This window comes from Nonomuraea sp. NPDC049480, from assembly GCF_044465905.1.
GTDB lineage: Bacteria > Actinomycetota > Actinomycetes > Streptosporangiales > Streptosporangiaceae > Nonomuraea.
In genome coordinates, this window is sequence record NZ_JBITMD010000004.1 from 110,385 (window position 1) to 134,366 (window position 23,982).

The window sequence follows — 23,982 nt, forward strand, 5'->3', positions numbered from 1 at the left end:
ACAGGCATGGGACGCATACTTCTGATCATCGCGGCGGTCGTCGCCGCGCTCGTACTGCTCGGGCCCCTCGTGGGCTTCGCGCTCACGCTCCTCAAATGGGGCCTCATCATCGGCGCCGTCGCCGCGGGCGTCATGTTCGTGTCGAAGTGGGCCCAGAAGAAGTCGGCGGAGAGGACATAACTTCCTTCCTGCGGGATCCGCAGTCATAGTTGGGTGATGGAGGCGCGGCCGGCGGTTGACGATGCCGCGCTCGGGCGCGAGGCCATGGCCGTGCTCGAGGCGAACTGGACGGGCACTGGCACCGTGCCCGCGCCAGGTCTCTATCCGCACCAATGGAGCTGGGACTCCGCGTTCGTCGTGATCGGCCTGGCCAGGCACCGGCCGGACCGGGCCCGCGACGAACTGCTCAGCCTGCTGCGCGGGCAGTGGGCGACGGGGATGGTGCCGCACATCGTCTTCCACACCCCGGAGGCGTACTTCCCCGGGCCGTCCGTGTGGCGCTCTCAGGACCACGAGGCAGCTCCGCAGGTGCTCACCTCGGGCCTGACCGCCCCGCCGCTGCACGGGCTGGCGCTGTGGTGGCTCTACCGGCACACCGGCGACGTGGCCTTCGTCAGGAAGGCGTACCCGGCGCTGGTCGCCCAGCACGACTACCTCGCCGCGGCCCGCGACCTCGGCGGCGCCGGGCTGGCCGCCATCGTGCACCCGTGGGAGTCGGGCATGGACGACAGCCCGGTCTGGGACCAGCCGCTGGCCGCGCTGCCCGTGATCAGGTACGGCTACCGCAACGTGGACCTGGAGGAGCGCCACCCCGACAGCGATCACGACCGTTACGTCTGGCTCGCCATGCGCTACCGTGACGCCGGCTACAGCGCCGGCTACCTGCGTGACGAGCATCCGTTCGCGGTCGAGGACCCGATGTTCAACGGGATCTGGCTGGCCTCGTGCCAGGCGCTGGCGGAGCTGGCGCCGCTCGCGCACGCGGACCCCGTACCGCATGTCGAGCAGGCGGAGCGCATCAGGCGGGCCATGATCGACCGGCTCTGGGACGACTGCTTCTACGCCAGGGACCTGCGGACCGACCGGTTGATCAAGGTGTGCACGGTGGGCGCGTTCGGGCCGCTGCTCGACCCCGGGCTGTCCAGCGAGCACCTGAGCGCCGCCGTCGAGATGCTGGAGTCGGCCAGGTTCATGGGCGCCACCGGCTACCCGGTGCCCAGCTGCGAGATCCGCGCCGCCCAGTTCGACCGCACCCGCTACTGGCGCGGGCCGTCGTGGGTGAACACCAACTGGCTGCTGCGCCGGGCCGCGGCCGTGCACTCGCTCGACCACCTCGCCCAGCAGCTCACCAACGGCACGCTGCGGCTGGTCCGGCAGGCCGGTTTCCGCGAGTGCTTCGACCCCTTCGACGGCAGCGGGCGCGGCTGCCGGGACTTCTCCTGGAGTGCGGCGCTCACGCTCGACCTGCTCGCCGATACCGTGGTGGAATGACCTTCTTCCGCCGCCTGCCCGCCGACGTGCGCAAGGCCCTCGCCCTGGAGCCGGGCGAGCGGGTGCTGACGTTCGCCCGGTCCGACGACGGCCACGTGGTGGCCACGAACCTGGCGTTGTTCCTGTCCGACGGGACGCGGGTGCCGTACGAGGAGATCGACAAGGCGTCGTGGGACGAGGCGGGGCTGCGGGTGCTCACCATGGACCGCGGCCGGCACCTGGAGCGGATCTCCGAGCCGCGCATGCTGCCGGAGACCGTCCGGGAGCGCGTCAATTCCACGATCGTGGTGAACAAGCACGTCGATCTGCCCGGCAGGGGCGGCGTGCGACTGGTGGCCAGGCGCCGGCCCGGCGGCGAGGTGCTCGGCTGGACCCTCGTCTTCGACGAGGGGCTCGACCCCGAGGACCCCGGCCTGCGCGCGCAGGCCGAGCAGGCCCTGGAGGGGGTACGGCGCAGCATGGGCGTGTGACGTCCCTCACACGCCCATGTTCGGGCCTTGAGAACAAGAAACCTGCCGGCCGGACTGCCGCCCTACTGTTGTGCCTGGTTGAGGCCGTAGCGGCAATTCGCTTGCAGGTTTCTCATTCTCAGTACGGGATGCCGCTCTCGCGGGGTTTGTTCTCCATGCCTCTGGAGTCCTCCTCGTCCGGCCACCCCGTGCCGCCGTCGTGCTTGTGGGCGTCGCCGCTCAGGAACGGGAGCCGGTGGTGCAATGTGTCACCCACCCTCGATCTGGCCATTCCCGCGTACTTCGACGCCTGCGCGCCGACCACGCCCGCGACCTCCTGGACCCGGGGATTGTCGGCGACACGCTGCGCCGTCCGCTTGATCTGCTCGTACCGTTCACGCCCGGCCCGGCTGCCCAGCACGTAGCCGATCGCCATGCCAACAGCGAATGTCATCCGATATCGCATTTCGCACCTCCGCTGTCTCCGGGCCTACCCCACTTACGATGCGACACGCACTCCTGGAGTGCGCTAATCTATTCGTGCGCACCGCGGAGGGGCCGGAAAGCCCCAACGATCAGCGCAAACGGTCTATCCCGCGTAGCTCAACGGCAGAGCAGCCGGCTGTTAACCGGCAGGTTATAGGTTCGAGTCCTATCGCGGGAGCCACCCTGCAAGGCCCTTCACAGATCCGTGAAGGGCCTTGATCGTTTTATGGGGATCATAGGTCGCTGAAGATCCCTTCGGGTGTCTTAAGTCCCGCTTCAGGTGTGTGAGGCCACTCTCCAAGGTGTCCAATCACCTCGGGGAGGGAGATCCCATGTTGAAGCGGCGCCTCGCGATCATCGGAACGGCGGTCGTGCTGGGAGTGGCGGGGATGGCCGGTTCCGCGCTGGCCGACGACCATCCGGTCGAAAGGCACGGCGGCGCGGTGAAGGTGCATGCCGAGCCGGCCGAGCCGGTGTTCCTCGGCGGGAAGCTGACGTGCTGGACGAGCGGCGGCGGCAAGGTGAGATTCTCCAAGGCCAAGGTCGCCGAGTTCGTCCACGAGAAGGTCATCGATCCCGAGCACGCCTGGGACGTCGCCGCCGACGGCGTCACGGTCGTGCCCGCCGACCGGGTGGCGATCGCGGTCCACGCCAAGGAACTGCCGCGCAAGGTCGCCGGCAAGCGCTGGCGCTCCGGCCGCGTCATCCATCTCACGTGCGTGTGGGACGAGTTCGCGGCCAAGTAGGCGCGTCGTGCCCCCGGACTTCTGGTCCGGGGGCATTTTCACGCTTTGTAACACGACGATCACATGATTTTAGATTTGGCGGGACAAAGCCCGTCGGCGCGCGAAAGGATGGAAAGACCGGTCCCCTGGGCCGGAGCCGCGGGAAGGTCGTGACGGCGGTGAGGAGAGGGCGCCGCCACCAAGGACGTGCCGCCGAATACCCGGAACCGGCGGGGCGATCCGATGACGGAGAAGTGCTGATTGCCGCGTGCGTACCTGGATCAGGTCCTTGCGTCCCTTCGATGCGCCCGCCGTACGGTCATGGCTGGAACGAACCACCGACCTGCGCGAGGCGGAGCGCTTCATCAGGCTCTACCATGCCGAGAACCCGTCCGCCGGCGGCCTGTACGCCCGGCTGCGCGACGTCGCCAGAGACGTCGCCCGCACGGGGACGTACACGCACACGTTCGAGGAGCTCCAGTTCGGAGCCCGGGTGGCCTGGCGCAACAGCAGCCGCTGCATCGGCCGGCTCTACTGGCGCTCGCTGCGGGTACGCGACCGCAGGAAGGTCGCCACCCCCGAGCGGGTCGCCGTCGAATGCGTCGACCACCTGCGCGAGGCCACGGGCGACGGCAAGATCCGGCCCACCGTCACCGTCTTCCCGCCTGACACCCCCGCCCTGCCGGGCCCCCGGATACTGAACGACCAGCTCATCCGCTACGCCGGGCACCGCGTCCGTGACGGCCGGATCGTCGGCGACCCGAAGAACGCCGAGCTCACCGACGCGGCCAAGGAACTGGGGTGGCGTGGCGGCACCGGCGGCCGGTTCGACGTGCTGCCGCTGATCATCCAGCCGGGGCTGGGGGACCCGCTCCTGTGCAACGTGCCCGGCGACGCCGTGCTGGAGGTGCCGCTGGCGCATCCCGAGTACCCGTGGTTCGCGGACCTGGGGCTGCGCTGGCACGCCGTACCGGTCATCTCGGACATGTGCCTGGAGATCGGCGGCATCTGCTACCCGTGCGCGCCGTTCAACGGCTGGTACATGGGCACCGAGATCGGCGCGCGCAACCTCGCCGACACCGACAGGTACGACCAGCTCCCCGTGGTCGCCGAGCTGCTCGGCCTGGACACCTCCACCGAGCGCTCCCTGTGGCGCGACCACGCGCTGGTGGAGCTGAACGTGGCGGTGCTGCACTCGTTCGAGCAGGCCGGGGTGACGGTGACCGACCACCACACCGAGTCGCGGCGCTTCCTCACCCACCTGGCCAAGGAGGAGAAGGCCGGGCGGGTCTGCCCGGCCGACTGGTCGTGGATCGTGCCGCCGCTATCGGGCAGCGCCACCCCCGTCTTCCACCGCTACTACGACACCAGCGTCCTCACCCCGGCCTTCGTCCACCACCGTTAGCCGCGCGCGCAAGGCGGCCAGGTCGGAGGTGCCCAGGCCGCCCGCGCGCAGGCGATCCTCGGCGTCGAGGCCGTCGAGCAGGGCCAGCACGACCTCCCGCGCGGTGGTCCCTGCTCCGGCCAGGTACGCCCGCACGCGCAGGTCGTCGTCCGGCTGGCCGAGCCGGGCGTAGAGCGGGCTCAGGCGGGCCGCCGACCGCTCGTAGTCGGCCAGGATGTCCGGCGCGCCCACCCCGGCCAGTGCGAGCAGCAGCATCGCGATCAGGCCCGTGCGGTCGCGACCGGCCACGCAGTGCACGAGCACCCCGCCCGGGGGCGCCTGCGCGATCACGCGCAACACGCGGGCGCACCGGTCCGGCCGGCGCTCCAGGAACGGGCGCAGGTAGAGCGGCGTGCCGCCGTGCCGGCAGGTCTCGCCCGGGTCGTGCAGCGGCACGTCGACGACGGTCATCCCGGGGGGACGGAAGCCGGTGCCGGCGCGGTGCTCACCGGGCGTGCGCAGGTCCACGATCGTCCGCACGCCGTGCGCCGCTGCCGCCGCCCAGCCCGCCTCGGTCAGCCGGTCCGGCGTGTCGGAGCGGATCACGGCTCCCCACCGGGTACGCCGCCCGCCTTCCGCCCGCAGGCCGCCCAGATCGCGGACGTTGTGGCAGCCGTCCCACGCGAGATCACGATCCATGGGGATACGCTACTTGCCGTGGCGGCCTAGAACCTGGTTCTGTTGGGGCATGTCGGAACTCGTGCTCTCAGCTGTCGACCAAGGCGTGCTCACGCTGACCTTCAACAGTCCCGAGACGCTGAACGCCTGGACGGACGCGATGGGGCGGCGCTACTTCGACCTGCTGGCGGAGGCCGAGAAGGACCCCGAGGTCCGGGCCGTGGTGGTCACGGGCGCGGGCAAGGGGTTCTGCTCGGGGGCTGACTTCAAGACCCTGAACGCGATCCAGACCGGCTCCTACGACGAGACCCCCGATCCCCGGCCCCACACCTTCCCGACGACCATCGGCAAGCCGATCATCGCCGCGGTCAACGGCGCCTGCGCCGGCCTCGGCATGGTGCACGCCCTCGTCTGCGACCTGGTCTTCACGGCCGAGGACGCCAAGTGGACCACCGCCTTCCCTCGGCGGGGGCTGATCGCCGAGTACGGGCTGTCGTGGGTGCTGCCGCGGATCATGGGGCAGCAGCGGGCGATGGACGTCCTGCTGTCGGGGCGGGTGTTCACCGGGCGGGAGGCGTACGAGCTGGGGCTGGTCAACCGGGCCGTGCCCGGGGACGGGGTGGTCGCGCAGGCGCAGGCGTACGCCCGGGAGCTGGCCGTGCACAGCTCGCCGGGGTCGATGGCGGTGATCAAGCGGCAGGTGTGGCGCGACTGGGACGTCACGCTGGAGGAGTCCGCCAAGGTGGCGATCCAGGAGATGATGGCCTCCTTCGGCCGCCCGGACTTCGCCGAAGGCGTCGCGAGCTTCCTGGAACGCCGCCCACCGAACTTCCCACCCCTGTAGTCGTGTCCCGTCACGCGGGCCGCCCCCCCCGCGTCCGTAGCGGGGGCCGGGTTCGCGCGTTCCTATGCCAGGCGGTGGGCGCCGCGGGCCGGGGTGGCCGGGAGGAAGCGGGGGGCCTGGAAGCCGTGGTCGGCGTAGGCGCGGGTGACCGACTCCTTGACGCTCTCCAGGCGGTCGTCGGCCACCAGGGCGATGGCCGAGCCGCCGAAGCCGCCGCCCGTCATCCGGGCGCCGCGGGCCCCGCCCCTGACGGCGGCCTCCACCGCCACGTCCAGCTCGGGCGACGACACCTCGTACTGGTCCCTGAGCGACAGGTGGGAGGCGTTCAGCAGCGCGCCGATCTCGGTGACGGCGCCGGCCCGCAGCAGGCCGATGAGGGCTTCCACGCGGTGGTTCTCCGTGACGACGTGCATCGTGCGCTTGCGCTCGTCGCCCTGCAGCCGATCCAGAGCGGCCGCCAGGTCGGTCACGTCGCGCAGGGCGGGGACGCCGAGCTTGCGGGCCGCGGACTCGCACTCGGCGCGGCGCTTGGCGTACTCGCCGCCCGCGTGCTCGTGGTGGACCTGGGTGTCGATGATGAGGATGCTCAGGCCGTGGGAGCCCAGGTCGAGCGGGATGTTGCGGGAGCCGAGCGAGCGGCAGTCGAGGAAGAGGGCGTGCCCCTCCTCGCACAGGGCCGAGGCGGCCTGGTCCATGATGCCGCAGGGCATGCCGACGAAGTCGTTCTCCGCCTTCTGGCTGAGCAGGGCGATCTCCATGGGCGTCATGCCCAGGTCGTGCAGGTCGTTGAGGGCGGAGGCGACGGAGACCTCCAGGGCGGCGCTGGAGCTGAGGCCGGCGCCCTGCGGGATGTCGCCGTCGATGGCGATGTCGGCGCCCGCCACGCGGTCGCCCAGCATGGCCAGGACGCCGACGACGTAGCGGGTCCAGCCCTGGGAGTCCTCGTGGTGCTCCATCGTGACGGTCTCGCCCGAGCCCTGGAGGGAGAGGACCCGGATGGTCTTGTCCGCGCGCGGGGTGACCGCGGCCGTCACGCCCCACGGCACCGCGAACGGCAGCACGAAGCCGTCGTTGTAGTCGGTGTGCTCGCCGATCAGGTTGACCCGGCCCGGCGCGCGCCAGACCGTTTGCGGGGACGCACCGAAAGCGGCACGAAAAGCTTCAGCAACGCGCATAATCGAACACTCCTCAACAAAGACCCGACCGTAGACTAGCGCCATGGAAGAGCTCCTGGATCCAGGGCTGGGCCAGGTCCGGGTGTTCCTGATGCACGACGACAACAAGCCGCGCAAGCTCAAGTACAACCTGGGCCATCGCCGGCTGCTGACCTTCGGCGGCGCGTACTCCAATCACATCAGGGCTGTGGCGGCGGCGGGGTGCCGGCACGGGATCGAGACCATCGGCGTCATCCGCGGCGAGGAGCATCTGCCGCTGAACCCCACCCTGGCCCGTGCCCAGGCCTGCGGGATGACCATCACCTACCTCGACCGGGCCTCCTACCGGCTCAAGCACACCGAGGAGGTGCAGGCGCGGCTGCGGGCGCGATGGGGCCGGGACGTGGCGATCCTGCCCGAGGGCGGCAGCAACGCGGCGGCCGTGCGGGGCTGCGCCGAGCTGCCGGGGGAGATCGGCGTGCCGTACGACGTCGTCTGCTGCCCGGTCGGCACCGGGGGGACGCTGGCCGGGATCTCGGCGGGGCTGCCGGAGGGCAGGCGGGCGATCGGGTTCGCGGTGCTGAAGGGGGCGGGGTTCCTCGCCGGGGAGGTGGCCAGGCTGCAGCGGGAGGCGTACGGGCGTACGTGGTCGAACTGGGCGATCAACCTGGACTACCACTTCGGCGGGTACGCCAGGACGACCCCGGCCTTGGACGGATTTATCGAGAAATATCAGGTTGAGGGCGTCTACGTCGCGAAGATGCTCTACGGGATCCTCGACCTCGCCCGGCAGGGCGCGTTCGCCCCCGGCACCCGCATCGTCGCCGTCGTCACCGGTCAGCCCTCGACCCCGGTGGCCAGGTGGGATGCCCCGACCGGCTTCGACTCGGGCGAGCCGCGCTGACGCAGATAGATCGACAGCACCACCATCGACAGCACGGCCAGCAGCTCCGACTGCCAGTTCTGCAGGCTGCGGTCCCAGAACTCCGGCGAGGTGACGTACGAGCCCCACGAGACCGGATCGCGCAGGTCGCTGAGCCGCTCGGAGTTGTACGCGGCCTGGCCGGCCACCGACTGCGCCAGCCACGACAGCACGAAGATGGTCCCCATCACCAGCCCGAGCGAGTTGCTGAACACCCACAGCCGGATCTCCTTGACCCTGGCCCACCTGGGCGAGTGACTGCCGGAGTGCTCGCCGATCTGCTGGTCCTTGTCGGACTCCGCCCCCATCGAGCCCATGGTCTTCGACTCGGGCGACCCCTTCTGCACGAGCCAGACGGTGAGCACGATGAACAGGAAGAACTGCAGGTATTCGGACTGCCAGTTCTCCGCGACGTCCACGGCGAACGTCGACGACGTCACGTACTGCAGGACCGAGACCGGCTCGTCGCCCTGGACCAGCTGCCGGTCGTTGAACTGCAGGGTCCCGGCCACCGCCTGACCGGCCACCGCCAGCAGGAACATGGTGAGGAAGGCCAGCGCGAGCGAGTTCTCCTTGACCCACTTCACAGCCGCGACCACCCCACGAAGAAGAACCAGGCGAGGCCGAGCACGATCACCAGGGTGGTCAGCGCGAACATCACGCGCATCAGTCCTCCACCTCGCATTCGTACGGGAGGTCGCGCACCGGCTCGCAGCCCGCCGCCCTGACCCGCCATCCGTCGCCGAAGCGGTGCAGGAACAGCGTGTCGCCGCCCAGCCGCACCTGCGCCTCCTCACCCCACACGCTCACCGAGGTGACCGCGCCGCCCGGGCCGAGCTTCAGCTCACGCAGTGCGTCGGCGCACGACTGGTCCGGATCGGGGAGCCTGTCGGCGGTCTTACGGGCGAGCATCCCGCACGCGGCCTCCTCCTGGTGCGCGCTGAGCGCGGCGTGGAACCGCTCCGCGGCCCGCGCGGGCGAGGCCGTGTCCACCGCACAACCGGCGAGGGCGAGCGCCAGCAGGGTGATCAGGATCCTCATGGGACCCCTGCTACCCAGCCGTCAATCAAACATGTCAGCCGCCGAGCTGGTCGAGCACGGGGGACACCAGGGCGTTCAGCTCGCGCGTCAGCACCACCACCACGCGGTGGGCGCGCTGCTCGACATCGTCGTGCGGGCCCTCCGGCTCCGGCGGCAGGTCGTCGAGCGGCACCGGCGCCTCGACCAGCAGCGAGGCCCGCAGGAACGGGATCCTGGCCAGGTCCTGCTGCGACGGCTCGACGTACTGGCCGAAGGTCTCCTGCCAGCCCAGCCAGCCGCGGTCACGCCACCAGGCACGCGAGCGGGTCAGCTCCTCGGGCAGTGGCGAGACGAGCCTGATCCGCGCGTACAGCGTCCCGTCCCAGGTGTTGCGGTGGCAGGTCGCCTCCAGGATGCGCCGGTCCCAGCGGACGTAGCCGGGGGTGAGCGACGGCGGCGTGGCCAGTCGCCACGCGGCGCACGCGAACCTGATGGGCGCGATGTCGCCCCACTCGAACTCCTCCAGGTTCTTGCGCACGTGTACGGCATAGCGCCCGTCACGGTCTCTGTCGAACTCCTGATCGATCCAGAACGCCTTGGCCATGACACCTACGCTACGGCCCTCCCATGGTGAGACGCGTGAGTACTGGAGATCTCGGATTGCCCTGTGACCCGGCGCACAAGATGTGTAGCTTTTTCACATTGTTGGCTGACCTTGGGGTGAAGATGGCGTCAGAACAGCTCGACGCGGCCATGAGCTGCTGGGAAGCGGGAGAACTCGACCAGGCCGCCGCGCTGTTCAGGCAGATCGCGGCCACAGGGGACCCGGAGGCGTCCCACCTGCTGGCCGGGCTGCTGCAGGAGCGGGGAGACCTCGAAGGCTCCGAGGCGGCCCACCGGTCGGTGATCCAGTCGGGCGACCCGGTGTTCGGGCAGCGCTCGGCCATGGCCATGGGCATGTTGCTGGTCAACGCCAAGGAGTGGGCGGCGGCGCACAGGGTGCTGATGATCGCCTCGGACGGCGCGGACTTCGAGGTGGCCGCGCTCGCCGAAACGGCGCTGGTGCTGGTGTGCACGCAACTGGGCGACGCCCAGGGCGCGGAGGAGGCGCTGGAGCGGGCCCGCAGGTGCGACAGCCCCGCGGTGGCCGAGCTGGCCGCGCGGCTGGAGCTGCCGGAGTTCCACCAGGATCCCGCCTCGGCCCGCGACCTGTACGAGGCGGCGGAGGACGAGGACGACTACCGCTCGTTGCTGACCTGCGGGGATCCCGACGTGGTGGCACGATCGGCGTTCCGGCTCTACCAGGTGTACGCCGAGGAGGAGGACTTCGAGGCGGCCAGGGAGATGTGCGAGCACGCCATCGCCGTCGGCCACCCCGACCACCTGGCGATGGCGCACAAGCTGCTCGGCGCCGTGCTGGTGGACCTGGGCGAGTACGCAGAGTCGGCGGCCGCCTACCGCGTGGCCGCCGAGGACCCCCGCCCCGAGATCCGGCTGCCCTCGCTGATCGAGCTGGCCAAGGTCACCGCCCAGCTCGGCGACGAGGACGAGACGAAGGCGATCTTCCACCGGGTGATCGCCAGCGGCCAGCGCGAGTACGTCGTCCAGGCCCAGGCGTGCCTGGCCCAGATGCACACCGAGGCCGGAGAGGCCGCCGAGGCGCTGGCCGCGCTGCGGGCGGTGCTGGAGGCGGGTGAGAGCGACTGGGCCTCCGCCTGCGTCGCGCTGCTCGGCCTGCTGCTCGACCAGCGGCCGGAGGTGTACGACGAGGTCATGGAGCTGGCGCGGCTCGCCGCCGGGCACGAGGACCCCGACGCCGCGTTCAAGGCCAGGCTGCTGCTCGACCACGACAGCCGGCAGCAGCCGCTCGCCGACCCGGTGGAGGAGCAGGCGGTCCAGGACGTCGACGCGGCCCTGACCCGCCTCCGGGCGGGCGACCTGGACGAGGCCAGGCGGCTGCTACGCCGGGCCGCCGACTCGGGCGCGGCCACGCAGTCGATCCGCGCCATGGTGGCGCTGGCCGAGCTGGAGCTGGGCGAGGGCGACCGGGAGCAGGCCGACGAGCTGCTGACGTACGTGGCCGAAGGCGACGACGTCGTCCAGGGCTTCGCCGCCACGTTCCTGCTGCACCTGCTGCGGATCTCCGGAGACGACCTGCACCCGGTGCTGCGCGCGCTGGCCGGCCACCAGCGGCTCGGGCGGGAGGAGGGACTGTCGCGCTACCAGGAGATCATGGATCACGCCGATCCCGCCGTGGCCGCCGTGGGCACCGCGGTCTTCGCCCAGGTGCTGGCCTCGTTCGGGTACGCGCTGTCGGAGACCTCCAGGTTGCTGCACGACGCGGCCGGGTCCGGGGAGCCGCTGGCCCTGTCGTACGCGGCCACGCTGGCGAAAGAGATCCTGCCGGACCGGGACGAGGCGGTCGCCCTGCTGCGCCGGGCCCGCGCGGAAGGGCATCCGGCGCTGGCGCCCTGGGTCGGTTACCTGCTGGGCGGGCTGCTGGAGGACGAGCCGGCCGAGGCGCGGGCGGCGTACACGATGGCGCTGGACAGTGCCCACCTGGGGCTGCGGAGCGAGGCGGCCGGCGCGCTGGCGACGCTGTACGAGGAGCAAGGGGACCTGCCGGCGGCCTGCCGGCTGCACCAGCGGCGGATCGCGCGGGAGGACGGAGAGGAGGCCGCCCGCAGCGCCTGGCTGCTGGGGCTGACCCTGGTCAGGCTCGACGACCTCGTGGCCGCGCGGGCCGCCTTCGAGCTGGCCACCGGCGAGCCCGAGCCGATGGGGCGGTTCGCCCGCACCCTGCTCGACCGGGACTTCGACGGTGCGGCGGCGGCGCTCGCGGGCGTGCCCGAGGGCGGGAACACGCTGCTCACCAGCATGCTCGCCATCGAGAGCGCGCACGCCTGGCAGCGGCGCGGCGAGAGCGCGGCCGCCGACGCGGCGCTCTCGCTGGTGGCCGGCGGCGGGCATCCGGGCTTCCGCCAGGAGGCGGCCTGCTACCTCGGCGCGCTGCGCAACGAGGCCGGGGACAAGGAAGGGGCGATCGACGCCTGGGAATGGGCCGTGGAGGGCGACAACGAAGGGCTGGCCGCGATGGCGCTGAGCGACCTCGCCCATGTGCGGCAGGAGCTCGGGCAGCTCGCCGAGGCCGCGGGCGCGTACCGGCGGGTGCTCGCCGGGGAGGGGGCGGACGAGCGGCGCAGGACCGATGCGACGATGCGGCTCGCCGAGGTGCTGGTGGCGAGCGGCGAGCCGGGGGAGGCAGGTGAGCTGCTGGCCGCGGGGTTCGGCCCGGCCGGCAGGCTGTATCTGGCGGGCATGCTCCGCGACCACGGCGACCTGCCGGCGGCCCTGTCCACCCTGACGACGATCATCGCCGCCCAGCCCGGCCTGCCGGGTGGTGGGCCGGACGCGGCGCAGGCGGGGGCGGATGAGGCGCGGTTGCTCGGGGAGCTGCTCGCCAGGACCGGTGACGTGGCCGGTGCGAAGGCGGCGTTCGAGCGGGCCGTGGCCGCCGGCCCCGAGTCCGCGGCGGGCACGCTGGTGACGGCGGCGCGGCTGGTCGGGGAGGCGGGCGACGGCGACTACGCCCGGGCGGCCTATGAAAGGGCCGCCGCACAGGACGGCGACGGCTGGGCCGCCGCCGTGGCACGCGTCCGGCTGGGCACGGCCTCCGCCGAGGAACGGGGATGGGTGCTGGCGGCCGACGGCGACCGGCCGGGCGCGGTCGCGGCGCTGACCGAGGTCGTCGGATCGGCGCCGCTGGCCGAGCTGGCGCTCGCGCTCGACGACGGCGACGTGCCCGAGTCCCGCCGCCTGCTGACCGCCCTCACCGGCGACGACCGTGCGGAGGGCCTGATCCAGACCCTCCGCACGGCCAGAGGGCTGGACGACCAGGAGACCGCCAGGCGGCTCTACCGGCTGGTGATCGAGCTGAGCGACGCGACCGAGCCGGCCGCGGAGGCGTACCTCTCGCTGGGCGCGAGCTGGGCCGGGAACGGCGCGCCCGGCCGCGCCGAGCTGTGCTTCCTGCCCGCCACCGAGCACCCGGGCACGGCCCACGCCGCCTGGCACAACATCGCGGTCGTACGGGAGCGCCGCGGCGACGTCGACGGCGCCGTGGAGGCCCTGCGGTCCGGCATGCCCCGTACCGCGGCCATGCTCGCCGGGGTGCTGGAGGAGCGCGGCGACGCGGCAGGCGTACGGCAGGCGCTGTCCGACGGCGCGGCGGACGGGGACCTGGAATGCCTGCGCCGGCTGGTCGACCACCTCGTCCGCGGCCAGGAGCACGAGGCCGCGGCCGAGGCGGCGGAGCGGGCGGTGGCGACCGGCGATCCGGAGACCGTTGCCATGGGCTACTGGGGATGGGGCGACGCGTGCCGGGGCACGGGCGACCTGACGGGCGCCGTCCAGATGTACCGCAAGGGCGTCGACGCGGGCTTCGAGCCGTTCGCGGCGGGCCTGCGCAGGAACCTCGCCGTGGCTCTGCACGAAATGGGGGACACGGCCGCCGCCTACGAGGAGGTGGAGTCGGCCGCCGCGGCCCCCGAGCCGGAGGTCGCCGCCGTAGGGCACATCCTGATGGGCTGCTGGCGGCACGACGAGGGTGACGTGCTCGGGGCCGCCGAGGCGTTCGCGGCCGCCGTGGCCACCGGCGACGAACGTGGCGGGGAGGCGCTGGAGAACCTCGGGACGCTCGCATACCAGCAGTTCGAGCGCGGCGCGCACGACGTGGCCGTACGGGTGCTGGACCTGATGGGCGAGAAGGGCGCCGAGGTGGCGCGCGAGCTGGGCGGGGAGTGCGAGGACCCGGCGGCGGTGCGGGCGTATTTCCGGCGGGCCGGCGAAGGGTCGTTCACCGATCTCAACGTCGCCGACCGGCTGGCCGCGCTGGGGGAGCGGGCCGAGGCGCGGGCGATCTTCGAGCGGCTGACCGAGGACGACGACCCGGACATGCGGTTCGTCGCCGGCGGCAGGCTGCTGGAGCTGCTCGACGGCGAGGGCGACGCCGACGCGTTGTACGACGTCGCGCGGCGGCAGGCGGCCGACGCCGACAGCCCGGTCAGGGAAGTGTTCGGGAGCCTGCTCGGCATGTTGCAGGACAACCGGGGCGACACGACGGAATCGCTGCGCACGCTCCGCGAGGCGGCCGCGGGGGGCGAGCCCATCGCGCTGTCCACGCTGGCGCAGACGCTGGTCGGCGCGGGCCTGGTGGACGAGGGGCGGGAGACGTACCTGCGGGTGCTCGACGCGGGCGACGCCGGGCTGGCGGCGCGGGCGATGGTCGCGCTGGGCCAGACCTTCCACGAGGAGGACGAGGAACGGGCGCGCGAGTGGTACGTCAGCGCCGTCGAGGCGGCCGATGGGCACACCAGCGCGCTGGCCGCGATGTACCTGGGCGCGCTGGCCAAGCGCCACCGCGACTTCCCCGAGGCGCTCACCTGGTACCAGCGGGTCATCGACGCGGGCGACTCGGAGTCCGGGATGGCCGCGGCGCACCTGGGCGAGCTGTGCTACTGGCTCGGCGACCGCGACGGCGCCCTGCGTTACTACGAGCTGACGCTCGGCCTGACCGAGGAGGCCGAGCTGGTGGCCGAGGCCGCCTGCCGGCTCGGCGAGATCCGGTACGAGCGCGGTGACCTGGTCCTCGCCCGCCGCCTGCTGCGGGCGGCGGCGGGCACCGGCGACCCGTCGTTCGCTCCGCAGGCCGAACTCCTCCTGGAGAAAATGGGCTGAAAGCTCGCAGTATCTCGAAAAAGAGATACCGTTGATGGTATGGAGGACGAGCTGCCGCAGCTGCCCGGGTTCAGGGAGATGGCGGCCAGGCGGCGGGAGATGATCGCCGAGCTGAGCGAGAGGCGCCGGGCGTCCGGGCTGTCGCAGACCGACGTGGCCGCGCGCATGGGCACCTCGCAGTCGGCCGTGGCGAGGCTGGAGGCGGGCGACGCGGACGTGCGCGCCTCCACGCTCGAACGCTACGCGGCCGCGATCGGCCACCGCATCACCTGGCGCCTGGAGAGCTGATCGCTCGCGGCGCGGCGGCTCGCGACACGCGACAGCCGAACGCGCTGTTCCGCCTCGGTGAGCCGTACATGAGCGTCAAAGGCACCACTGACGAGGTCATGAACGCGCAGGAGGATCGGGTGAACTTGTGGTTAATTAAATGACCGTATAGTCTCATCGAGTCAAACAATGAGGTGAGACGGATGGTCAAGGTCGGACGGCCGCCGCAGGATCCGGCGCGCCAGCTCGAACGGGCGCACCGGATCCTCGACGCCGCTGCGGAGCTGATCCTGCGCTGGGGCTACGACAAGACCACGATCGACGACGTGGCCAAGCGGGCCGTCGTCGCCAAGGGCACGATCTACCTGCACTGGAAGACCCGCGACGACCTGTTCGCCGCGCTGCTGCGCCGCGAGCGGGTCCACCTGCTGGAGGACATCCGGGCGAGCGCGCCCGCCACGCTGAGCGAGCTGTTCGGGCGGTTCGTCGGCACGCTGCTGCGCCGGCCGCTGCTGCGGGCGGTCCTGATGAGCGACTCCGAGGTGCTCGGCAAGCTCACGCGCATGAAGCGGCGCAGCACGACCGGGCTGGAGCTGGGCGGCGCGTTCGACGCCTACGTCAAGCGGCTGATCGAGCACGGCGCGGTGCGGAAGGATCCCGGGGATCACGTGATCGTGATCAGCTCCATCCTGTACGGGTTCGTGGCGCTGCCCGACATGCTGCCGGAGGAGGCGAGGCTGCCCGACGACCGGATCGAGGAGCTGGTCGCAGACACCCTCGAGCGCGCCATGAGCACGGGCCGGGCGCTGCCGGACGAGGACGTGCGGGCCGTGGCGCAGGCGACCCTTGACTTTCTGGACGCCATGGCGGAGGTCGCCCGCCAGAAGCTCGCGATCTCTCTGGGCTCTGAGGAGCGTGCGAAGTGAAGCTGGTGCTGCCTCTCGACGACGCCGCGGCCGACCTGGCCACCGTGGGCGGCAAGGGCGCCTCCCTGGCCCGGCTGATCCAGGCCGGCCTGCCGGTCCCCGGCGGATTCCACATCACGACTGAGGCCTACCGCGCCTTCGTGCGGGACTTCCGGGACGACATCCTGCGGGCGGGGGATGCCGAGCGGATCGCGGAGCTGTTCGCCTGTCACGAGATGCCCGAGAGCATCGCGGGGGAGATCCGGCGGGCGTACGCGGCGCTCGGCGACGACGTCCCCGTGGCCGTCCGCTCGTCGGCCACCGCCGAGGACCTGCCGGAGATGTCGTTCGCCGGCCAGCAGGACACCTACCTCAACATCCGCGGCGACGCCCTCCTCGACGCCGTCAAGCGCTGCTGGGCCTCGCTGTGGAACGCGCGCGCCATCGCCTACCGCGACCAGAACGGCGTTCCCCACGACGACGTGGCGCTGGCCGTGGTGGTGCAGGAGCTGGTGGACGCGGACGCGGCCGGGATCATGTTCACCGCCGACCCGGTCACCGGCGCCCGCGACGAGACCGTCGTCAACGCCTCCTGGGGGCTCGGCGAGGCCGTGGTGGGCGGCCAGGTGACTCCCGACACGATCGTGGTCGCGCACGGCGCGGTCACCCGATCCCGGACGAGCGACAAGACGGTCATGACCGTCCGCACCCCGACCGGCACCGAGGAACGGCCCGTGCCCGGCGAGCTGCGGCGCGTGCCGGTCCTCTCCCCGGAGCAGGCCGTGGAGCTGGCCGCGCTCGGCGCCCTCGTGCAGGACGTGTACGGGATGCCGATGGACGTGGAGTGGGCCCGGTCCGGCGACGCGTTCGCCATCGTGCAGGCCCGCCCGATCACCGGCATCAAGCCGCAGACCGAGGAGTGGAACGACAGCCTCAAGGGCGACTACCTGTGGACCGCGGCCAACCTGGGCGAGGCCATCCCGGACGTGATGACGCCGGTGACGTGGTCGTTCGTGCGCATGTTCATCCACGAGGCCATGGCCGCGTCCTCCCTGCCCGGCTTCGACCTGGTCGGCAACATCGGCGGCCGTTTCTACATGAACCTCAGCATCGTGCACACCATCGCCGCGGCCCTCGGCATGGAGAGCAGGCTCAGCGCGACGGAGAACGTCTTCGGCAAGCTCCCACCCGGTCTGGACGTGCCGAAAGCCGAGATCTCACGCTGGGAGATCGTCAAGCGGGTCGTGCCCATGGCGATCAACATCCAGCGCCGGGTCAGGACGAACCTGAAGGGCATGCGCGCCTTCCTGGCCACCTCGCGGCAACGTTGTGAGGAGCTCCGCGCCGCGATCGCCGCCACCGGCTCCGGCCCCGAGCTGGCGCGGCTGTGGGCGGACGAGATCGAGCCGCACATGGTCACCTCGTGCCGCATGCTGGAGGCGGCCGGACGCCAGGGCGGCTCCACTCTCGTCCACACCCGCGACAAGCTGCGCGAGATGATGGGTGATACCGACGCCGAGGCCATGCTCACCGGGGTCAACGCCGGCGGCGAGCTGGCCAGCCTGGGCCCGGTCATGGGCCTGACCCGGCTGGCGCGCGGCGAGATCACCAGGGAGGAGTTCGCCCGCGCGTACGGGCATCGTGGCCCCCACGAGTTCGAGGTCTCCATCCCGCGCCCCGGCGAGGACCCCGACTGGATCGACGCCCAGCTCGCCGGCCTGCGCGACGTTCAGGCCGGCACCGAGGCGCTGCTCGCCCGGCAGGAGAAGGCCAGGGAGGAGGCCTGGGCGCGCTTCGCCGCGCGTTACCCGGGCAAGGAGGCCAAGATGCGCGAGCGGGTCCGGCGCTGGAGCGCGGTCGTACGCGATCGCGAGTCCACGCGTTCGGAGAACATGCGCGCGTTCTGGGTGCTGCGGGCCTTCACCGTCCGCGCGGGCGAGCTGACCGGGCACGGCGACGACGTGTTCTACCTCTACCTGGAGGAGCTCCTGGACCTGCTGCGAGGGAACGCGGCCGGGCTGGAGCGGGTGCCGGTGCGGCGGGCGACGTACGAGAAGTACGCCGCGCTGCCGCCGTACCCGACGCTGATCGTGGGCCGGTTCGATCCGGTGCGCTGGGCCGCCGGCCCGGACCGGCGAGGCGACCTGTACGACGCCCGCGGCGGCATGGCGCCGGTCGGCGACACCGTGACCGGCTTTCCTGGAGCGCCCGGCGTGGTGGAGGGCATCGCCCGGGTGATCTCCGGCCCGGAGGAGGGCGAGCGGCTCAAGCCCGGCGAGATCCTGGTCACGACGCTGACCAACGTGGGCTGGACGCCGATGTTCCCGCGGGCCGCCGCCGTCGTGACCGACATGGGCGCGCCGCTGTCGCACGCCTCGATCGTGGCGCGCGAGCTGGGCATTCCGGCCGTGGTCGGCACCGGCAACGCCACCATGCGGCTGCGCGACGGCGACCGGATCCGGGTGGACGGCGAGCGTGGCACGGTCGAGTTGCTGGCGTGAAAAGACTGCGCCAAGTCCACCGCCCGCGCGACCGGCGTGTGATCACTTGGGTGACCATGATCGAACAGTGGATTTTCGAGGACGAACGTGAGCTCGAGGCGCGATGCGCCCGCTTCAGGGCGGCCAGGCTGACCCTGGAGCGCGTCGGTGACGAACGGGCCGAGGAGGAGCCCGATACGGCGGCGTAACCCCGACGAGCTGCCGTCGCCGCCGCTCATGGCCGAGGCCGAGCGGCGGCTGGCTGTGGACCCGCCGGATGTGACTCAGAACGTGTATAAATGCCTCGAATCCCGCGAGGGGGTCGCGTTCCTACGTCACGATGAGGCTCATGCATGCGCGAAATCAGCACCGCCATCGACATCCAGGCGTCACCTGAAAAGGTGTGGGCGGTCCTGGCGGACTTCGCCGGATACGCGGCCTGGAACCCGTTCATCAGGGAGGGCTCCGGAGAGGCGGTCGTGGGCGGCAAGCTGAATCTGCGGATGTTCCCGGAGAACGGCCGGCCGATCACGTTCAAGCCCGAGGTGCTGGCCGCCGAGCCGGGCAAGTCGCTCAGGTGGGTCGGCCACCTGATCGTGCCCGGGCTGTTCGACGGCACGCACGAGTTCACGCTCACGGCCACGCCCGACGGCGGCACCCACCTGGTGCAGAGCGAGAGCTTCACGGGGCTGCTGGTGCCCTTCCTCGGCAAGATGATCGAGGGCACGCGGCGTAACTTCGACAACTTCAACGCGGCGCTGAAGAAGCGCGTCGAGGGCTGACGTCGATCAGGTCGTGACCTCCCGCGCTCAGCGAGTTCACGAACAGGCGGCTGCCTCCCGGCAGGGCGGCCAGGCGGAACAGCAGGTCGCGCGCGATGATCCGCCACCTGCTCGACGGGGCCATCCACTGGATGAACCGGCGCCCGTACCGCTGGACCTCGGCGATGGGCGGCGCCATCCGCGCCTGGTAGCGCGCCGCCGCCGCGGGCACGTCCCCGCCGGCGGCGGCCAGCTCGTCGGCGAGGACCCGGGCGCCCGCCATCGCCATCGACGCCCCGTGCCCGGCGAACAGCGACACGGCCTGGCAGGCGTCCCCGACGAGCACGACCCTGCCCTGGTGCCAGCGCTCCATCTCGATCTGGTTCACCTGGTCGTAGTACAGCTCGGGCGGGTCCGGGCAGTGCGACAGCACGTCGGGCAGAATCCAGCCCAGGTGTCCGTAGTGGCGGCGCAGCGCTTCGGCGGGATCGGCGGGCAGCGCCGGGTCCGGCTCGCGGCGCAGGAACAGCAGGGCGACCCTGCCGCCGCTCAGCGCGTACGCGCCGGCCATCAGGCCGGGCTCGGTGACCATCTGGTAGCGCGTCCCGACCCGGTCGCTGAGCTCTTCGTCGTCCACGACGTACGCCGCCACCTGGTGCCCGAGATAGCGTGGCGCCACGTCGCCGAACACCAGCTCGCGAACCCGTGAATGCGCCCCGTCCGCGCCCGCCAGCAGGTCCACCTCGCGCGACGTGCCGTCGGTCAGCCGCAGGGACACCCCGTCCGGGCCCTGCTCGGCGGACTCGACGGTGACGCCGTACGTGATGGGCGCCCGCACCTCGTCGGCGACGATCCGCGCCAGGTCGCCGCGCGGCAGACTGAACACCTCCTCCAGGCCGGACGTCAGCGTCAGCCGGCTGGTCCGCCGCCCGGCCCGGTCGACGTAGCTGAGCTCGTTGACCGGGTAGCGGGCCGTGGTGAGCCGCGCCCGCAATCCCATCCGCTCGGCGACCTGCAAGCCGGGACCGTAGAAGTCGATCAGGTATCCGCCGTCGCGGAACGCCGGCGCGCGCTCGGCCAGCTCCACCTCCCAGCCGGCGCGCTCCAGGTGCCAGGCGAGCGTCAGCCCGGCGATGCCGGCGCCGCAGATGAGAGCCTTCATGGTCGCGTCCCTTCGCCGATGGTGCCGAACATCGCCCGCAGCGGCCCCGCCAGCGCGGCGGGGTCGAGATCGGGATCGAGCGCGCGGTGCAGCATGATCCCGTCCACGGCGGCGGCCAGCATCGCGGCCGCGGCCGTCGCGTCGCCCTGGTAGCCGCGCTCGGCCAGCCACGACGCGACACGCGACCGGAAGGCGGCTATCTGCTCGCCCAGCCGCTCGCGCAGCTCCGGCAGCCGCGTCGAGGCCAGGAACATCTCCACCACCAGCAGCGAGGCGGGATCCACGCCGCTGTAGCGGGAGAGCTCGCCCAGCAGCCAGTCCACGCCTTCGCCGATGCCGGGCCGCGTGGTGAGCTCCTTGGCCAGGAGGTCAAGCATGCCCGCGCTGAAACCGGTCCCGGCTGCGACGAGCAGGTCCGTCACCGACGCGAAGTGGTAGTGCACCACGCCGGGCGCCACCCCGGCCCGTTCGGCGACCAGCCTGGTCGTGACGCCACCCCAGCCGAGCTCGGGGATGAGCGCGACGGTCGCGTCGAGCAGCCGCTGCCGGGTCGTCTGACCGCGGGCCGCGGAATCACCAGCCATGATCCCTCCTTTTGGACGATCGCCTTGGGCATTCGTCCAAAGAATATCACGCGCCGGCCTCCAACTGGCTGAAGGCGCCCTCACCGGCCGTGATCCCGAGCAGCCGCAGCCCGGCCGCCTCCACCAGCTGCGCGAATCCTCGTATGCTAGGAATTTGGTCATGCGAACATCGGTATTTGCATTAACAGCGACCGCAGGATTATTTATTGTGATCGCGGCCGCCGTTGCCGCTGTCGCGCTCGTCCTGTCACCGCCATCCGGTGAAATCGGCCCAGCAACAACTCCGACTGTCGCCACCTCCCAGCAAGCCATCGATGAGGAGGAAGAAGACGGGGAACGGGTAGCTCCCGGAACTGCATGGTCGCTGCACCTCGACGAGGCGACACGCCAAAGTCTCGTCGATGCCGCTCGGAGAACAGGTGCGCCCACAGCGGTCAGAGCGGTTGCGAGCGGGACCGCCTACTATGGCGCCGTATATGGGCAGACCGAAGCCCAGGATGATTTCTATGCGATCGTCATGACCAACCAGATTCACTTCTGGAGCAAACATGGCGGCAACGCATGGCGCTATAGGGGTGACTTCCAAACGGCGGGCTGCATACCCCCGCTGCCGTCGCAGCTATACCTCGCATGGGGACTGAGTCTCTCAACAGAACGGCCAGCCGACTTACCCCCGTGCCCTCACCGTCCGTAGGCAGATTCATGTCGCCCGGTGCGGACCATTGAAGCCAGCGGTCAGCGGACATCTCCCCTGAGCAGGGCTGACCACATTGCTTCAGCCCTTCGGCGGTGCCATCGCGCGGTTTCCATGGCGGTGCCCGATGTGGATGTCCGACGGATGAACCACAGGCCGCCGGCGGCGCATAGTTCGTAGATCGGCCAGGAATTGTGGCAGGTCCAGGCATTCACTCTCAAGCGTTCGTCAACGCGGGGTTCACTCCAGTCGAGTGCTACGCAGTGGAGCGCCGGCAGAGGGACATGGGGACTCATACAGCCGTGGTCAAAGCTCATCGCCGACGCCCGTACGGGACCGCCGCGCCTGCTCATGAGGTGCTGGCCTCGGCCCGTCGTCGGATCGGGCAGGGATGGTCGGTGTGCCGGTTGGGGCAGCAGACCATGCCAATGCTGGCGAATCGGCCGCCCTGGAGCCACTCGCCCCACTGCACGTCCACTCCGCGCGGCAGCGCGTCGCGCGCGTACGCCAGGCGGTCCTCCAGCAGGATGCGCTCCGGCAGCAGCAGCGCACCCCGCACCTTGCCGAACTCAGCCTTTAGCCAGTCGGCAGCCTCGCCGAGGTCATGGAAGGTGGCCGCGATCCGGGAGTTGGGTTTGGCCAGCCAGTCGCCGGTCCGCATCGGCGGCAAGGTGGAGGTGGGGAAGTCGGGTGAGCCCGGCCGACGTTCTGCCTCATTGGCGCGCTCGGCGCCGTTGCCGGTCCACTGGTAGGCGTGCCAGTGCATGATCAGAGTGCTCCCGTAGAGTGCTGGGAGCGGCCCCTGCTTGCTTCGATCAGGCAGGGGCCGCCGTCTTCGGTCGCGCTAGATGGTGGTCATACCGGCGGCGCGCAGTTCGGCGCCGGTGAACCGGAGGGTTCCGGCGTCGGGGTTCTTCGAGTCACGCAGTGCGTAGGCGTACTGGACGCCTGGAAGGAGGGCGATCTCCACACAGGACTCCATGTCCTGCTCCTGCTGGTTGCCGCCGCACAGCTTGGTGAACGGCACGTCACTGAGCGGTTGGCCGTACAGATCCCTCATGGGATCTCCTCTCATTCGGGCCCCGGCGATTTGCAGGGCCGGCTTCCCACGCGCGGGGTTGCGCCTGGGGCTTGGATCCCCGGCTCGCCACGGGTCTGAGACATCGAACGGCGGGCCGAGATGCTCATAGCGGCCCGTACGGGACCGGGTGTTGTGCAACAGGGCGGCCTGCCAGGCCAGCGTGGCCGCCAGCGCGATGGCATCGGGCTGCCGGACGGTCCGCAGGACCCCGGCCGCCGCCATGTCGACGGTGAACGCCGGGAGGAGCCTGGCCGTCCACCACACCTGTCCGGACGCATCGTGCTCGCGCGTGATCTCCCAAGCCGGGTAGGTGTTACGTAGCGTCGAGAGCTGGCGGCCTGCCCAGTCCTGCAGGGCCGCCCCCTTTGCGACGACCTGGCGCACGCTCTGAGCGCCCGCCTGCGCCAGGCCCTGTACCTCGATGCCGGTCATTGCTCCTCCGTTCCACAACTCGGGGCGTAGATGCATCGCAACCTTAATGCTATTCCCGAAAGGCAGCAAGGCTTTGACTGGGACGACCTGAGTACTCTTTGATCGAGACACCACATACGAACCGGACGGTGACAGCGCCAGCTGCCCCCTTTCATCTCGGTGGAGGACCACATGGCAGATGCGGGCTGGGCGAGCGTGTCCACCCCTTACGTAAGGCCGCGCCGTCCCGGCGAGCCCGACGCCTGGGCGGAGGAGGCCGCCGCTCATGGTCATGTCGGCACGAATCAACTACGGGGCGTGGAAGAGGCGTATCCGCCGCGCGAGGTGGCTGACCTGCTCGGTCTCGGTCCCGAAGACACAGCGGTCGTCCGGCGCAGGCTGGTGCTCCTCGATGGACGGCCTACGGAACTGGCTGACTCCTACTATCCAGCGGAGATCGCTCGCAACACGCGGCTGGCAGAAGCCCGCAAGATTCCGGGCGGAGCGCTTACCATGCTGGCCAGCCTCGGTTACCAGCCCCGCACCGCAGAGGAACGGGTAACGGCTCGCCCCTCGAACGCGCCTGAACAAGATGCGCTGGACATCCGGCCGGAGGACTGGGTCATGGTCCTCACCAGAGTGTTGCGCACGGACACTGGAACGCCGATCGAGGCCACTGTCATGACGATGGTCGCCGACGGACGTGAGCTGCGCTACAAGATGATCATTAACGAGGAGACCTGACAAC

Annotated in this window: 25 protein-coding genes and 1 tRNA gene; 16 read left to right on the forward strand and 10 right to left on the reverse strand. The window is 71.1% G+C overall.

Annotation, left to right across the window (positions count from 1 at the left end):
- Nucleotides 1-6: 6 nt before the first annotated feature.
- From ACIBX3_RS13720 to ACIBX3_RS13730, 3 genes are read left to right on the forward strand one after another with little or no spacing between them, the layout of a single operon-like run.
- Nucleotides 7-180, forward strand: coding sequence for a hypothetical protein (locus ACIBX3_RS13720; RefSeq protein ID WP_397116580.1), 174 nt, complete (start codon nt 7-9; stop codon nt 178-180).
- A 36-nt stretch (nt 181-216) separates the two neighbouring features.
- The gene (locus ACIBX3_RS13725) at nt 217-1,491 is read left to right on the forward strand and encodes an amylo-alpha-1,6-glucosidase (RefSeq protein WP_397116582.1); all 1,275 of its coding nucleotides are present in this window, start codon (nt 217-219) and stop codon (nt 1,489-1,491) included.
- On the forward strand, nt 1,488-1,961 hold the full coding sequence (locus ACIBX3_RS13730; RefSeq protein ID WP_397116584.1) for a hypothetical protein: 474 nt from the start codon (nt 1,488-1,490) through the stop codon (nt 1,959-1,961). The genes ACIBX3_RS13725 and ACIBX3_RS13730 overlap by 4 nt, the downstream gene beginning before the upstream one ends.
- Before the next feature lie 118 nt (nt 1,962-2,079).
- On the opposite strand, the gene ACIBX3_RS13735 is transcribed toward ACIBX3_RS13730, so the two are convergent.
- Nucleotides 2,080-2,406 (reverse strand): YtxH domain-containing protein, encoded by a 327-nt coding sequence (locus ACIBX3_RS13735; protein ID WP_397116586.1) that lies wholly within the window; start codon nt 2,404-2,406, stop codon nt 2,080-2,082.
- A 126-nt stretch (nt 2,407-2,532) separates the two neighbouring features.
- On the opposite strand from ACIBX3_RS13735, the gene ACIBX3_RS13740 reads away from it, so the two are divergent.
- The 3 genes from ACIBX3_RS13740 (at nt 2,533) to ACIBX3_RS13750 (ending at nt 4,556) form a co-directional block, all read left to right on the forward strand.
- Nucleotides 2,533-2,607 (forward strand) — tRNA-Asn (locus tag ACIBX3_RS13740).
- A gap of 151 nt (nt 2,608-2,758) precedes the next feature.
- Nucleotides 2,759-3,172 (forward strand): hypothetical protein, encoded by a 414-nt coding sequence (locus ACIBX3_RS13745; protein WP_397116588.1) that lies wholly within the window; start codon nt 2,759-2,761, stop codon nt 3,170-3,172.
- Nucleotides 3,173-3,440: 268 nt separating this feature from the next.
- The gene (locus ACIBX3_RS13750) at nt 3,441-4,556 is read left to right on the forward strand and encodes a nitric oxide synthase oxygenase (protein WP_397116590.1); all 1,116 of its coding nucleotides are present in this window, start codon (nt 3,441-3,443) and stop codon (nt 4,554-4,556) included.
- Here ACIBX3_RS13750 and ACIBX3_RS13755 read toward each other — a convergent pair.
- On the reverse strand, nt 4,476-5,234 hold the full coding sequence (locus ACIBX3_RS13755) for a tyrosine-protein phosphatase (RefSeq protein WP_397116592.1): 759 nt from the start codon (nt 5,232-5,234) through the stop codon (nt 4,476-4,478). The two genes, ACIBX3_RS13750 and ACIBX3_RS13755, sit on opposite strands and share 81 nt — an antisense overlap.
- A gap of 49 nt (nt 5,235-5,283) precedes the next feature.
- Here ACIBX3_RS13755 and ACIBX3_RS13760 point away from each other — a divergent pair, with 49 nt between their 5' ends.
- Nucleotides 5,284-6,057 carry an enoyl-CoA hydratase-related protein gene (locus ACIBX3_RS13760; protein ID WP_397116594.1) on the forward strand — a complete coding sequence of 258 codons (774 nt, stop codon included), beginning with the start codon at nt 5,284-5,286 and terminating at the stop codon, nt 6,055-6,057.
- Between the two features lie 62 nt (nt 6,058-6,119).
- Here the strand turns inward: ACIBX3_RS13760 and galK are convergent, their stop codons facing one another.
- A complete protein-coding gene (gene galK / locus ACIBX3_RS13765) occupies nt 6,120-7,232 on the reverse strand; it encodes a galactokinase (RefSeq protein ID WP_397116596.1) in 1,113 nt (370 codons plus the stop codon).
- Nucleotides 7,233-7,275: 43 nt separating this feature from the next.
- Here galK and ACIBX3_RS13770 point away from each other — a divergent pair, with 43 nt between their 5' ends.
- Nucleotides 7,276-8,115: a 1-aminocyclopropane-1-carboxylate deaminase/D-cysteine desulfhydrase gene (locus ACIBX3_RS13770; protein WP_397116598.1), complete on the forward strand. Its 840-nt coding sequence runs from the start codon at nt 7,276-7,278 to the stop codon at nt 8,113-8,115.
- Here ACIBX3_RS13770 and ACIBX3_RS13775 read toward each other — a convergent pair.
- The 3 genes from ACIBX3_RS13775 to ACIBX3_RS13785 form a co-directional block, all read right to left on the reverse strand.
- Entirely contained in the window at nt 8,049-8,720 is a 672-nt protein-coding gene (locus ACIBX3_RS13775; protein ID WP_397116600.1) for a DUF6766 family protein, read from the reverse strand. The two genes, ACIBX3_RS13770 and ACIBX3_RS13775, sit on opposite strands and share 67 nt — an antisense overlap.
- A 79-nt stretch (nt 8,721-8,799) precedes the next feature.
- Complete coding sequence (locus ACIBX3_RS13780; RefSeq protein WP_397116602.1) at nt 8,800-9,174, reverse strand: hypothetical protein; 375 nt, start codon at nt 9,172-9,174, stop codon at nt 8,800-8,802.
- Nucleotides 9,175-9,208: 34 nt separating this feature from the next.
- Nucleotides 9,209-9,757: a hypothetical protein gene (locus ACIBX3_RS13785; protein ID WP_397116604.1), complete on the reverse strand. Its 549-nt coding sequence runs from the start codon at nt 9,755-9,757 to the stop codon at nt 9,209-9,211.
- A 122-nt stretch (nt 9,758-9,879) separates the two neighbouring features.
- Here ACIBX3_RS13785 and ACIBX3_RS13790 point away from each other — a divergent pair, with 122 nt between their 5' ends.
- From ACIBX3_RS13790 to ACIBX3_RS13815, 6 genes are all read left to right on the forward strand, one after another.
- Nucleotides 9,880-14,889 carry a tetratricopeptide repeat protein gene (locus ACIBX3_RS13790; RefSeq protein ID WP_397116606.1) on the forward strand — a complete coding sequence of 1,670 codons (5,010 nt, stop codon included), beginning with the start codon at nt 9,880-9,882 and terminating at the stop codon, nt 14,887-14,889.
- A 39-nt stretch (nt 14,890-14,928) separates the two neighbouring features.
- Nucleotides 14,929-15,177: a helix-turn-helix domain-containing protein gene (locus ACIBX3_RS13795; protein ID WP_397116608.1), complete on the forward strand. Its 249-nt coding sequence runs from the start codon at nt 14,929-14,931 to the stop codon at nt 15,175-15,177.
- A 182-nt stretch (nt 15,178-15,359) separates the two neighbouring features.
- Complete coding sequence (locus ACIBX3_RS13800; RefSeq protein ID WP_397116610.1) at nt 15,360-16,082, forward strand: TetR/AcrR family transcriptional regulator; 723 nt, start codon at nt 15,360-15,362, stop codon at nt 16,080-16,082.
- A complete protein-coding gene (locus ACIBX3_RS13805) occupies nt 16,079-18,562 on the forward strand; it encodes a PEP/pyruvate-binding domain-containing protein (RefSeq protein ID WP_397116612.1) in 2,484 nt (827 codons plus the stop codon). The genes ACIBX3_RS13800 and ACIBX3_RS13805 overlap by 4 nt, the downstream gene beginning before the upstream one ends.
- A gap of 50 nt (nt 18,563-18,612) precedes the next feature.
- Nucleotides 18,613-18,750: a hypothetical protein gene (locus ACIBX3_RS13810; RefSeq protein WP_397116614.1), complete on the forward strand. Its 138-nt coding sequence runs from the start codon at nt 18,613-18,615 to the stop codon at nt 18,748-18,750.
- 144 nt (nt 18,751-18,894) lie between these two features.
- A complete protein-coding gene (locus ACIBX3_RS13815) occupies nt 18,895-19,323 on the forward strand; it encodes an SRPBCC family protein (RefSeq protein ID WP_397116616.1) in 429 nt (142 codons plus the stop codon).
- Here the strand turns inward: ACIBX3_RS13815 and ACIBX3_RS13820 are convergent.
- Nucleotides 19,289-20,464, reverse strand: a complete 1,176-nt coding sequence (locus ACIBX3_RS13820) for an FAD-dependent monooxygenase (protein WP_397116618.1) — start codon at nt 20,462-20,464, stop codon at nt 19,289-19,291. The genes ACIBX3_RS13815 and ACIBX3_RS13820 overlap by 35 nt on opposite strands.
- A complete protein-coding gene (locus ACIBX3_RS13825; RefSeq protein WP_397116620.1) occupies nt 20,461-21,048 on the reverse strand; it encodes a TetR/AcrR family transcriptional regulator in 588 nt (195 codons plus the stop codon). The genes ACIBX3_RS13820 and ACIBX3_RS13825 overlap by 4 nt, the downstream gene beginning before the upstream one ends.
- A 160-nt stretch (nt 21,049-21,208) precedes the next feature.
- Between ACIBX3_RS13825 and ACIBX3_RS13830 the strand changes: the two genes are divergently transcribed.
- The gene (locus ACIBX3_RS13830) at nt 21,209-21,742 is read left to right on the forward strand and encodes a hypothetical protein (protein ID WP_397116622.1); all 534 of its coding nucleotides are present in this window, start codon (nt 21,209-21,211) and stop codon (nt 21,740-21,742) included.
- 349 nt (nt 21,743-22,091) lie between these two features.
- Here ACIBX3_RS13830 and ACIBX3_RS13835 read toward each other — a convergent pair whose 3' ends face one another.
- Both ACIBX3_RS13835 and ACIBX3_RS13840 read right to left on the reverse strand, forming a co-directional pair.
- The gene (locus tag ACIBX3_RS13835; protein WP_397116624.1) at nt 22,092-22,508 is read right to left on the reverse strand and encodes a hypothetical protein; all 417 of its coding nucleotides are present in this window, start codon (nt 22,506-22,508) and stop codon (nt 22,092-22,094) included.
- A gap of 78 nt (nt 22,509-22,586) precedes the next feature.
- A complete protein-coding gene (locus ACIBX3_RS13840; RefSeq protein WP_397116626.1) occupies nt 22,587-23,255 on the reverse strand; it encodes a DUF397 domain-containing protein in 669 nt (222 codons plus the stop codon).
- Nucleotides 23,256-23,426: 171 nt separating this feature from the next.
- Here ACIBX3_RS13840 and ACIBX3_RS13845 point away from each other — a divergent pair, with 171 nt between their 5' ends.
- The gene (locus tag ACIBX3_RS13845) at nt 23,427-23,978 is read left to right on the forward strand and encodes a GntR family transcriptional regulator (RefSeq protein ID WP_397116628.1); all 552 of its coding nucleotides are present in this window, start codon (nt 23,427-23,429) and stop codon (nt 23,976-23,978) included.
- Nucleotides 23,979-23,982: the final 4 nt, after the last annotated feature.